Source organism: Psychrobacter cibarius (genome assembly GCF_016107535.1).
GTDB lineage: Bacteria > Pseudomonadota > Gammaproteobacteria > Pseudomonadales > Moraxellaceae > Psychrobacter > Psychrobacter cibarius.
Window position 1 is genome coordinate 1 of sequence record NZ_JABASQ010000038.1, and the last position, 11,454, is coordinate 11,454.

Sequence of the window (11,454 nt, forward strand, 5' to 3'; positions counted from 1 at the left end):
GAGCTTGTAGAAATGGCTATTTTTATCGCATCGACCAAATCAATATCTCGCAGCAGTGGACAAAGTGCCGTTGCTTCTGCGAGCTATCGCGCTGGTGTTGCGCTTGACGATAAGCGATACGGTAAAACCCATGATTACTCTAAACGATCAGGCGTTATGAGTGCCGATATCATTTTACCGACAGCATTGGCTTCTGCTTATACTGATATTTCACGCAGCGATTTATGGAATAAGGCAGAGGCTGCCGAGAAGCGTAAAGATTCGCGTGTGGCTCGCGAATGGCTGGTCAATCTGCCCTATGAACTTGACGAGAATGACCGTAAAGATATTGCACACAAGTTTGCTCAGACGCTTGCGGATCGTTACGGCACGATTGCCGATTGCGCCATTCATCAGCCTACACAAAGAGAAATTGATCGAGGGGCAGACCCTCGCAACTTCCACGCCCATATCCTGTTTACCACGCGCTGTGCTGAACTTGACGATAATAACGAGATTGTACTGACCGACAAGGCAACCATTGAGCTATCAGATAATAAACGCCGTGAGCTTGGCTTTGAGCGCGTCAATGTTGAAATCAAAGAAATACGGCAACTGTGGGAGCAGATCGCTAATGAAAAACTGGCCGAGTATGGCCATGAGCTGATTGATTCGCGCAGCTATCGCGATCAAGGCAAAGACATTGAGCCACAAATTAAGATGGGTAGCGTTGCAACCAAGCTAGAGCGTGACAAATACGAGAGTGAGCGAGAAAAAGCAGAACAAGCAAACAAGAAAGGTGAGGTTTACGAGATAGACGAAACACCGGCCACAATCAGAGGTAAGATTAACCTGATGATCAATGAGCGCAACCGTCTAGTACGGACACGCGAACTTGCCGATCTGCGTGAAAGTCAGTTATTTATCGTCCCAGCAGCGCCTACGCCTGAATATAAACCCAGTAACGTGAGCAATGACGAGCTAGAGCAAGCTGAATCAGTGGTTGAGCGCGTCAAACAGGTACGTATTCAGCGCCAGATTGCAATCGATGCCGCTGAGGCGCTTGAAAAAGAGCGTATTGCTCAGCAGCAGCGTGACATGGCCGACCAAAAGGAGCGTGAGCGCCTATTAGCGCAAGAAGAAGCGCGTCAGGCGAAGCTTGAGCAGCAACGCGCCAAAAGAGCAGACGAAGAAGCCGGCTTTAAGGCGCAACACGATCATATCTCGCATCAAGGTCTATCGGATCAGCACAGGCTTCTAAAAATCATCGACCAAAAAAGCGACTTTGGCCAACACCTAAACACCCTCCTGCATCTTGATCAGCAAATGAGCGCATGGCAGCGCTACCGCAGTGAGCCGAGTACCACTGATCACCAAAAACAGCTTGCAGACCGTGAGCAGCATGAAATTGGCAGCCACATTATCGGCCACAGCCAGCAGCTGCTTGATCACATCAAGTCTATAAGCGACCTATCGACAAGAAAAGCACACACCAAAACCTTAGAGCGCGTCTTTGATGACATCAAAGATCGACAACAAAGCGCCCTTAGCCCCGAACACCAGCGCCAAATGCGAACGGTATCCACTGAAATCACCGGTTATCGCCGTGATATCAACCGCAGCCGAGGCATGAGTCTTGGTTTTTAAGCTCACAAGCAATACTAAACGACACTGACGGTCGCATAGAATCACCTCAGAGGCTTCTCAGGCATCCCACAGCGCCATTTTGATGCTAGGGTACCAATAACGTATAAACCACCCTAAAAACGCCCACAGCGCCATTTAGAGGCCAAATAGCATCACAATTAGCGACTAGGAACGATCCATGCCAGAAAAAGACCTCTCTATCCAAGAAAAAGACCTCTCTATTTCATTAGAAGACCTACTAATTACGCTTCAAACGTATACCAAAAAAATAGATAAGCAGCTGATTGACAGCTCAAACTTAAACCACGCGCATTTTAAACAAGCGCAAGATATTGCTAATTGGGCAAAGGAACTGACCTCACTGTTAAAAACCTATCAAAACAAAGAAACCTTACTGCAAACTGAATTTGTTGAAGCCATTAACAAAGAGATTGCAACCGTCTTTAAAAACAATGAAGACAACTATCACAAGCGTATTGATGAAGGCTTCACTAAGCACATCACTGATGCGAGTGATACGTTCTTAAAAACAACAAAGCTGCTTAATAGAGATTTAGGGAAAATACAGACCTCTGTTACCAGTGTTGCTAGTAACCTTGACGATACTAAAGACAAGATAGCTGAGCTAAATGTAGATGCCTCCAAGCAGATGCTGGATAACGTTAAGCGAGAGTTTGGCCGTCAATTAATACTAACTTTGGTCATTATGGTTGTTGTGGTATTAGCATTAGCCTCTGGAGCAGCTTGGCTGTTTATTCCTAGCAAAAGCGAGATAGCAAAACGTCAAGATGATTATCAATATCTGGAAAAGGCTGGTGTGGCTCATAACATTGTCAAAATAAGTGGACAAGATGGTCACTATGCGAGGATTGATCCCAAAGACTGTTTTGAAGATGAGAAGAGTTCGTTCTATAGCCAATCAAAGCTATGCAAATTTAAGTAACTTACTTCCTAAATCAACCATTAAAAATAGCCCTTTGTTTTTTAAGCTTATCCACAACCAAAAATGCTTTTAATGCTTTTAATGCTTTTAATGCTTTTAAGTTAGCTACAGACCTTACAGATAAAGGTCTACAGAGAGGCTATGACGACAAATTCCTACCTATATGACGACAAATTCCTACCCATATGACGACAAATTCCTACCCATATGACGACAAATTCCTACCTATATGACGACAGATAATAATTTGACTATAAAGCGTCTTGATAGTACCATGTCGTTATATGTTTTTAATGGTATTAACTATGAAAAATAATAAAACCGAATTGGTAGTAAAATCAAATCGACTTAATACAGCGATTCAGAATTTATCACTTGCTGAAATTAGACTGATACAGTTAGCTATTATTGATAGTAGAGAGCAAAACAAGGGTCTTAGCTCTGATACCCCATTAAGAATAAACGCCATGAGATATGCTGAAGTTTTTGAGGTTTCTAAGCAAACTGCTTATGAGGCACTTATAGATGCAGAAGCTAACTTGTTTGAGCGTCGCTTCACCTTTATGGACGAACGTGATCTTAAAGTGAAATCACGTTGGATCAGTCAAGCTACATATATTGATGGTGAGGGAGCGATAGAGGTAATATTTACCCCTGCTGTTGTTAACGAAATCACGCGTATTCACGGAATTGAGCAGTTCTTTACAAAATATACTCTAGAACAAACGGCACAACTAAAGAGCCTATATGCTGTAAGACTTTATGAGCTTCTAATACAATGGCGCGAAGCTCGAAAAACTCAGTTATTTGAATTAGAGACTTTCAGAGAGCAGCTTGGTCTAGGAGTTAATGACTACAAACGCATGAGTGATTTCAAACGTCGTGTTTTAGAGTCGTCTATAAAAGAAATTAACGAAAAGACAGATATAAAAGTTAGTTATACCCAAGAAAAAAAGGGTACTACGATAGTAGGCTTCAAATTTGTAGTTCGTGAGAAATCAAAACCCAAGACTGGACAGGTAGCTGAGTCTCGTGATGTTAATAACGGTGATCTGTTCACGATTGATGGACTATCTGACAAGCAGTTGTGGCGTATCAGTCGGCATAAAGAGTTTATAAGTACATATAGCGGTCTTGCTAAAGGCGACGCTGGTAAGAACTGGACAGCGTATAGTGATTTTATAGTTGGTGAGATCAAAAAAGATCCCTCCAAATTCAGCAAGAAACGTCCTATACGCGAATATTTAGATGGAAATGAAGCAGACTATAACTTCTCAAGATAGCATTATTAGTTCGACTATGACGGTTTGTTTGCTTTACCATGCTGTCAGTCTTGTTTGTTATTAGGAAACTAAAAAAAGAGCCTAACATCTTGTTAGGCTCTTTTTTTAGTAAATTAAATAATTAGGTCTTGGAAGCCAAAAATTACGATAACTATCATAGTGAGGAGTAATATCTATTACTACAATCTCTTTTCGGTTATCTAAAAGCATGAAATGCAATATGTAGTCAGAGGTTTTATATTCATAATAGTTACTCTGTTCATAGTAAGGTAACCCAACATGGTAATGCCAAAGGTTATTACCTTTAGTAAATTTATAGACAGGGCTGCTTTCATCAACATTTTTCCAAGAGGGACTTACTTTACCTTCAAATTTGGAAAAGTCTTTTAAACCATATTCTTTAAATACTTTTAAGAACAGACCAATAGCATTTTGCTGGTCTCTAGGGTAATTCGGATACTCTTTAAGGAATTCTATTCCGTAAGATATTTTATACTTAATTTCTTTTTTATTAGACATTTATTTATTAAATATAATATTGAATATACAACTATACCTACGGAGCTAGAGCTAACAATGCTTCTCGAATACTGTCTACGCTTTCGTAATCTTCCTCAGCTATTTGATAACGCGGAGCATCAATAGCTTTCTGTAGACGATCAATATCAATAGTGACAGGATTGTTCATCACATAATAACTCGGCTTTAAATTCGTTGTAATTTGATAATTTAGGCTAAAAGCGCCATCACATTTTATAGCGTCCATAGATCAGTCCTCTCGACAGTTCTTATAAAGTGCAGTATAGATATAACTAAGCTTTTATACAATTTGTTTAATGTAATAGATATATCAACATACTTATTTTCTAAACACACATGCTTACCTCATCTCTAAAGCATCTACAAGAAAGAACCTTAAGCCATAACGCTCATACAGCAGATATGTTCACTATTGATGGGTTGTCCGATAAGCAACTGTGGCGTATCAGTCGGCATAAAGAGTTTATAAGTACATATAGCGGTCTTGCTAAAGGCGACGCTGGTAAGAACTGGACAGCGTATAGTGATTTTATAGTTGGTGAGATCAAAAAAGATCCCTCCAAATTCAGCAAGAAACGCCCTATACGCGAATATTTAGATGGAAATGAAGCAGACTATGACTTCTCAAGATAGCGAGAAAAACTGACCACCTAGAACAGTCTGTTATAAGCGGTTCTCTTATAGTGGTCTGTTTTAGGTAGTCTGTTAATAGGTTTTTGTGGCTTTTACGTCGGTTCCGCTAGGGTATACCATCTCTTGTCTTAGGTTGTATCCCCTAAAACGATGCTTTGGTAAAAATTTTTACCTCTATCAGAGGCTATAAAACTAATTAATGGCACGGTGTCTGAGATAAAACTAGGTTTCTCTTCTTGATCAACTAAGCCTAAATTAAATAATGCTTGATCTACAGAATGCACTCTTTTCAATTCACCATTACCATAAATAGATTCCATGCCAGAAAGCAAGTAACTATCTAAGTTTCTGATAGCATGCATATCATGATCGAATATCAACTTAGAGGCTTGTTCTGATCCACCAATATATTTCTTTGTTGCACGTGCAATCATCTGAGCTTGCTCAGCTTTATCTACTTTATCAAGTGTATTTATAATTTCCTCACCGAGTTCATCATTTCCTTTCTTTTTGATAGCTTCCTTGAATGTACTTATATGTTCTGTACCGATTTCATTCATAAAAGCTATGATTTTTTTCTCAAATGCATGTGCTTTTATTTTTTGGTGGATGGTAAAGCCACTGATTATCGTGCCAACGATAGGCAGGTCTTTAACTAAAGATCCATCTACCAAAAAGGCATTATCAGCGATAATCTCAAATAACTCCCAAGCTGTCTTAGCGACTGCTCTTGAATGCGGCTTACTATTATTTTCCATACAAAGACCTTAGTAAAAAAGCTAGGACTAACAAAGCTCTAAAGGTTTTTACTCTAGAGTTTGTAACTATTATGCAAAAGCTAATGTTGCTAGAATATTACAAACGAGTTAGAGTTAACAATAGTTTTGGGGAATATCCATATATAGGTAAAAATATAAGCGTTATTAATTTCATAACGAGTTCTCTCTAATTAAATAAAAAGTGTATATAGACTAATCCAAAGGAATACGAGTTATGAAAAAACTGTTGTTAGTGACGCTATTAAGCTCTTTAATGGTTGGTTGTGGTAGTGATGACTCCTCGTCTAATGCCCCTGTAATAAATAATACTGCACCGACAGCAAGTGATACTCAAGTTGATGCCACTGAAAATACTCTAATGAGTGGAACCCTGAGCAAAGCAATAGATGCTGATGGTGATAAACTTACTTATACGCTAACAGTACAAGCAGCTAATGGTGAAGCGAACGTTAATCCCAATGGTACTTACACTTATATGCCGAATCCTGACTTCCATGGTGAAGACAGTTTCGCTTATTCAGTTAGTGATGGTCGAGGAGGTAAGATTACTCGAAAAGCCATAATTAATGTCTCTTCAGTTAATCAGGCGCCAAGTGCTTCGGGAAAACGGGATGGAGTAATTACTCTTGAATCAAGTGTTGTAGAAAAGAGTGCTAACATTCTACTAAATACAAGTGATGGAAGGTTAGTAGCAGTTGGACAAAAGAATAGCGGTGAAGTCATATTAGAGCGTTATGATATTAAAGGTAATCTCGATATTGATTTTAATAATGGCCAAGCTATCGCTACAGGCTTAACTAATATTGATTCAAGTAGCATCGCAGTTGATAAGAATGGAGCGGTTTTTATTGCAGGCGAAGCTCTGTCTGGAAGTAAAGGGAATCTGACGGTAGTAAAATATAGTAGAAACGGTAATTTAGATTTAAGCTTTGAAGTCAAGGGAATTAACAGTAGCTTATTTAACCCTAGTCTATCTTCCGAAGAATTAAGCAGTGCTATCGATATATCAAATGAAGGGAAAATATTGCTTGTAGGTTATAACAGTAGCGGCTCTATCATAACTAGATATAACAAAGACGGTACTTTAGACAAGGGCTTTGGTATAAGAGAACTACATCGATATGATATACGACCCTATACCATTAAGGCTATAAATGACGGCACTACTTTAGTGATATCATCAAGATTGTCGTATCCGACCGTATATAGTGGTGCAGTATATGGTTTTAAGCATTTAAGATTTAATGCAGATGGTTCTTCGATAGGTAATACAGAGAGGGTAGATGGCGGTATCTCACCCTCTAGCATTTCAATTACCAATGATGGAGATGTATATTTTGGTGGTAGCTTTAACTATTTGCTAAGGATAAGGGGTTGGGATAAAAATAATGGCTATTTATTACCCGACTGGTCTGTTGGTATAGGTAATTCAACATTACAAGGTCGTGATGTTACAGTCGATAGTAATGGTAAATTACTAATTATGGGCGCTACCAGTTATGATAACTCGCCTAGCGACTTTGTATTAGCAAGATTTAATAAAGATAGTAGTTTAGATGCTAGCTTCAATGCCTCAGGTAATAACAGTGGGAAAGCTGGAGTTCTTATAACTGACTCTCCATATAAAGGTTTAGGGTACGACCTGAAAGTTACTCCTACAGGGGAAATATTTATACTAGCTGAGATCAAAAATAAGCTTGGAGCTAATCAAAGAACTATTATTAGCTTTGATAAAGATGGCAACACTAATAGTATTTTCGGCAACCCGATGAGCCTGCAAACGCAAAAAAATACTGATTTAGTGCTAAATATAGTAGATTTTGGCTTCAATGATAGTGATGGTGATAATTTTGAAGCAGTAATTATTGATAAACTACCAGAGACAGGTGTTTTGCTACTTAATGGGGCGGCTGTCAGCTTAAATCAAAAAATCAAAGCGTCTGAAATTGAAACTGGTAAGCTGATATTCAGACCTACTACTGATACTAGCGGTAAGGATTACGCTAACTTTACATACCGAGTCCAAGATGATGGCGGTACGGATAACGGTGGTAATGACATTAGTAACCCAGCTACGCTAGTGATAGACGTTATTTAGTCTAAATTTCGGTTATATGAATTTGAGTTATCCTCTCAAATTCATATGCTGAGAGTATTATTCGAGAGACCGAGACCTTCCTAAATTTTGTGTAAGTATTTAATCTAAACGTCAGTTACACAGAATCTGGGATGGTCTCGCTTATTTTTACATTAGTTCTGCTTGAGCATCTACATCGCCTTGTTCTGCTGCTTTTTTGAACCACTTGAGTGATTCCTTAGAGTTCTGAGCTACACCGTTACCCTGCTTGTACAGAGTTCCAAGATTGTATTGAGCATCAGAATTACCCTTATTAGCAGCTTTTAGGAACCATTTCACTGCTTCAGTAATGTTCTTTGGAACCCCAGCTCCAAAGTAATACATCACCCCTATATTGTATTGAGCATTAGCATAACCCTGATTGGCAGATTTCAAATACCATTCCACAGCCTTATTCTCGTTTTTTTCTACCCCGTACCCATTTTCATATAAATGTCCAAGATGAGACTGGGCTTCTGCCTCGCCTTGTTCTGCTGCTTTTTTGAACCATTCAAAGGCTTTATAGTAGTCTTGAGAAGCTCCAATACCCTCACGATATGCCAATCCAACAGTAACTTGAGCAGTTACATCACCTCGCTCAGCTGCTTCTTTAAACTGTTCAAACGGTGTTTTTTTGCTGAAACCAGATTGTCCGATACCATATGCTTCCATTATGTTTTTAACTATCTCTATCCTCAAAGGAACGATTATGTCCATTCGTGGGTATAGTTTTGAAGTAATCATCTGCATAAATTCTTGGGCTTTGTCTAATTCAGGTGTATCGTGTTTTAAGCTACCTTTATATCTAGACTCTGGAACACCACTATTTTCCACAAATTTTACAGATAGTTTGTCACCTTGACGCGCTCCATCCAACTCTTGCATTACAAACTCATGAGCTAACGAACCTGTGGGCAAGCTATCTCGCATTAAAATGCTTGAAAACCTTTCAGCAGCATAACTAATTCCATCTTCTGTAATTCTTTTAAGAAAAACAGGGTCATTTACTTTTTTTTTATTAAAAATACCAAACATACTGAAAAATCCTCTTGAGAAAACCCATAAATATTACAAAACAACCCAACTCGTAATATAGCTGATTATGTCGTTAATCACTCCTGAATGAACCAGTTGGAGTAATCCACATACCACTTCCTAAATATGCATCCTCGCCATCTTCATGCGCCATTGCATTATACATGTCTAGCCCCTCTCTTCTAGCTGGCGTAGTTTTCGGTAAGCTTTTAATATACTCCTCTTTTCGAGCTTGCCATGACTTGCCGTGACCAACTAAAAGCGAGTTAGGTATATCTTTATTTTCAATAAATAAGGTTGCTATCTCTAGGATCAGTTGATGTACATTCACATCGCTCTCATGATAGTAGTTCCTAACCATTAGCCCACCATTAGTTACGACCCTACCATAATCAGCAAACTCTGTTTTCAATATCCCGTCATAGAGCTTAAAATCTATTCCTCGTTTACCAATTAAAAAGTAAATAGTTTGATTTTCATTGCTAGCAATTAAAGTATAGCTCCAAGCATTAGCTTTCGGTTTATATTGCTTAAAACCTAATTCTCTTAGGTTTTTCATAACATCTTCGCGGGTCAAATTACTTGGCCACTGAGGAATACTTCTTTCCATTTTTAATCCTACCTATAGATTGGTATCTTTTTTTAACTCTCATTAAAGATCTCCAAAGTTATTTTTATAAAAACACAGTATTAACAATACACGATATATGAAGCTGCCAGCTTTATCTTCTTTCTTAGTCTGCTTTATTCTTATGACTCTCTGTATTAAATTCACTTTTAATACTCTTTACCAAATCTACCATTAAATCCTTATCCGTCTGTCTAGTCAGGAAATTCAAGAGATTATCAGCTGTATATTGCTTTAAACCATCCACTGAACCTTTCTCTAAAGCGTCCACAAGAAAAGCACCCAGTAGTATTTTTTGCCTTGTCAGCTTCTTATCTAACTTCTGTTTCTCTCTATTTATCTTAAGCTCAAGCTCATTAATCTTCTGCTGTTCTTTTAGATCATTACCACTAAGTAAGCTCATAATACTTCCTTAAATTATCAAAATTACAGTTCTTTCAACTATAGCAACTTCTAATGAAATTAATGATAAAACTGACTTAAAAATTAGCTATGAACAAGTAAAAGAAGGTGGTAGGGATACAAACACAGCAGATATATTTACCGTAGAAGGTCTAAATGATAAACAGCTAGGACGCATTGCTCGTAACCCTCAGTTTATTACCGACTATAATCACATGGTCAGTCCTACTAGTGCAGCAGGACAAAGCGATAGTGGTTGGGAGTTTGAGATGGTCAATCGACTAAAAAAAGACGCATCACAGTTTAGTAAGCGTCCAATTAGAGATTATTTAGAGTATTAAGGCTAACGGTCTATTATCAGTAGTTCCGTAAAGACAGTCTTATTTAGCGGTTCTACTAGGGTATGCTTATTCTCCTGTTGAAGGGTTATAAGCAGTTACACGAAACCATCCCACATTAGATCTCTTGCATAAATCATCGCTAGCCCTTAAAAATACGTTAGGGGAAGTCAACGAAATGGTACTTTTGCAAGAGGTCTATTCTGTGTAACTGTGATGATTTTTGATTTAGATAACCTTTTAAATATTAAGACCTATCACAGCCTAGTTTACTTAAAAAGGTGGCGTACCAATTCCATAATGCTTCATTACGTTTGCTAAAATTGTTAATCTTAAATCTACTGATAACTGCATATTCGGCATTACTGAAGCAGTTAATGCAATAAGCAAATCTGCTGCTCTTTCTACAGGCTCAGGCATGTTTCTATATATAGCCCCATCGTATTCACTTTCATTAATGGAACTCATATTAACAAAGGCTCTCGCAATATCATCCCCACGTGCAGCACCATCAAACTCTTGTAAAATAAATTGATAGGCTAGACTGTAATCTGTTAAATGTGCTTTTATAAGTCCGTCCGATACTGACTTTGCAGTAACTGAAACACCCTGTTTATTAACTGCATCTAAAAATGCATTTTGTTGCGGTTTTTTTTTGAACCAATTAAACATTTATATTTCTCCAATTTGATTGTCTACAATCCGAAAATATCAATAAAAAATTTTCCATATTTTTAAAAAATCGTAATTTAAATGAGTGAAAAACTATCTATAAATTGTACATAGTTTATTTTATAGCGTTTCTCAAGCTCATATCATCTCCTTAGGTTATTAAATTAATCACCTCTCTGACTATAGCAACTTCGCCATTACCTAACAACAGTTTATGATATAGTTAAGTGACGGATGGTTGCGTCCCACTGACTAAGTGCGAGTTTTCGACTTTACAAATGTTTATCCCTAACGGTCACACATTTATAAAATCAAAACATCGGCAGGGGCACGCCCCCACACCCCCAACATTGCAAAAAGACGCAATGTTAAAAACCTGAAAACAGAGCTTGTAGAAATGGCTATTTTTATCGCATCGACCAAATCAATATCTCGCAGCAGTGGACAAAGTGCCGTTGC

Annotated in this window: 13 protein-coding genes; 6 read left to right on the plus strand and 7 right to left on the minus strand. The window is 38.2% G+C overall.

The window, feature by feature from the left end; translation table 11 throughout:
- From JFC08_RS13110 to repM, 3 genes are all read left to right on the plus strand, one after another.
- On the plus strand, positions 1-1,626 hold a 1,626-nt coding region (locus JFC08_RS13110), incomplete at its 5' end, for a MobA/MobL family protein (protein WP_198331028.1).
- 178 nt (positions 1,627-1,804) lie between these two features.
- Positions 1,805-2,569 carry a hypothetical protein gene (locus tag JFC08_RS13115; RefSeq protein WP_198331029.1) on the plus strand — a complete coding sequence of 255 codons (765 nt, stop codon included), beginning with the start codon at positions 1,805-1,807 and terminating at the stop codon, positions 2,567-2,569.
- 305 nt (positions 2,570-2,874) lie between these two features.
- On the plus strand, positions 2,875-3,852 hold the full coding sequence (repM, locus tag JFC08_RS13120; RefSeq protein ID WP_198331030.1) for a replication initiation protein RepM: 978 nt from the start codon (positions 2,875-2,877) through the stop codon (positions 3,850-3,852).
- 105 nt (positions 3,853-3,957) lie between these two features.
- Here repM and JFC08_RS13125 read toward each other — a convergent pair whose 3' ends face one another.
- Together JFC08_RS13125 and JFC08_RS13130 are read right to left on the minus strand one after the other, a co-directional pair.
- Positions 3,958-4,371, minus strand: coding sequence for a hypothetical protein (locus JFC08_RS13125; RefSeq protein ID WP_198331031.1), 414 nt, complete (start codon positions 4,369-4,371; stop codon positions 3,958-3,960).
- A 37-nt stretch (positions 4,372-4,408) separates the two neighbouring features.
- Entirely contained in the window at positions 4,409-4,618 is a 210-nt protein-coding gene (locus JFC08_RS13130; protein ID WP_198331032.1) for a hypothetical protein, read from the minus strand.
- Positions 4,619-4,728: 110 nt separating this feature from the next.
- Here JFC08_RS13130 and JFC08_RS13135 point away from each other — a divergent pair, with 110 nt between their 5' ends.
- Positions 4,729-5,025, plus strand: coding sequence for a hypothetical protein (locus JFC08_RS13135; protein WP_227697790.1), 297 nt, complete (start codon positions 4,729-4,731; stop codon positions 5,023-5,025).
- A 128-nt stretch (positions 5,026-5,153) separates the two neighbouring features.
- Here the strand turns inward: JFC08_RS13135 and JFC08_RS13140 are convergent, their stop codons facing one another.
- Positions 5,154-5,783 (minus strand): hypothetical protein, encoded by a 630-nt coding sequence (locus JFC08_RS13140; protein ID WP_198331033.1) that lies wholly within the window; start codon positions 5,781-5,783, stop codon positions 5,154-5,156.
- 235 nt (positions 5,784-6,018) lie between these two features.
- Between JFC08_RS13140 and JFC08_RS13145 the strand changes: the two genes are divergently transcribed.
- The gene (locus JFC08_RS13145; RefSeq protein WP_198331034.1) at positions 6,019-7,902 is read left to right on the plus strand and encodes an Ig-like domain-containing protein; all 1,884 of its coding nucleotides are present in this window, start codon (positions 6,019-6,021) and stop codon (positions 7,900-7,902) included.
- Positions 7,903-8,049: 147 nt separating this feature from the next.
- Here the strand turns inward: JFC08_RS13145 and JFC08_RS13150 are convergent, their stop codons facing one another.
- The 3 genes from JFC08_RS13150 to JFC08_RS13160 all read right to left on the minus strand — a co-directional run bounded on the left by JFC08_RS13150 (position 8,050) and on the right by JFC08_RS13160 (position 9,986).
- A complete protein-coding gene (locus tag JFC08_RS13150) occupies positions 8,050-8,955 on the minus strand; it encodes a tetratricopeptide repeat protein (protein ID WP_198331035.1) in 906 nt (301 codons plus the stop codon).
- 73 nt (positions 8,956-9,028) lie between these two features.
- Positions 9,029-9,565, minus strand: coding sequence for a hypothetical protein (locus JFC08_RS13155; protein ID WP_198331036.1), 537 nt, complete (start codon positions 9,563-9,565; stop codon positions 9,029-9,031).
- A 124-nt stretch (positions 9,566-9,689) separates the two neighbouring features.
- Entirely contained in the window at positions 9,690-9,986 is a 297-nt protein-coding gene (locus JFC08_RS13160) for a mobilization protein MobS (RefSeq protein WP_198331037.1), read from the minus strand.
- A gap of 214 nt (positions 9,987-10,200) precedes the next feature.
- Between JFC08_RS13160 and JFC08_RS13930 the strand changes: the two genes are divergently transcribed.
- Positions 10,201-10,326, plus strand: coding sequence for a hypothetical protein (locus tag JFC08_RS13930; RefSeq protein WP_265091450.1), 126 nt, complete (start codon positions 10,201-10,203; stop codon positions 10,324-10,326).
- A gap of 270 nt (positions 10,327-10,596) precedes the next feature.
- On the opposite strand, the gene JFC08_RS13170 is transcribed toward JFC08_RS13930, so the two are convergent.
- The gene (locus JFC08_RS13170; protein WP_198331038.1) at positions 10,597-10,995 is read right to left on the minus strand and encodes a hypothetical protein; all 399 of its coding nucleotides are present in this window, start codon (positions 10,993-10,995) and stop codon (positions 10,597-10,599) included.
- Positions 10,996-11,454: the final 459 nt, after the last annotated feature.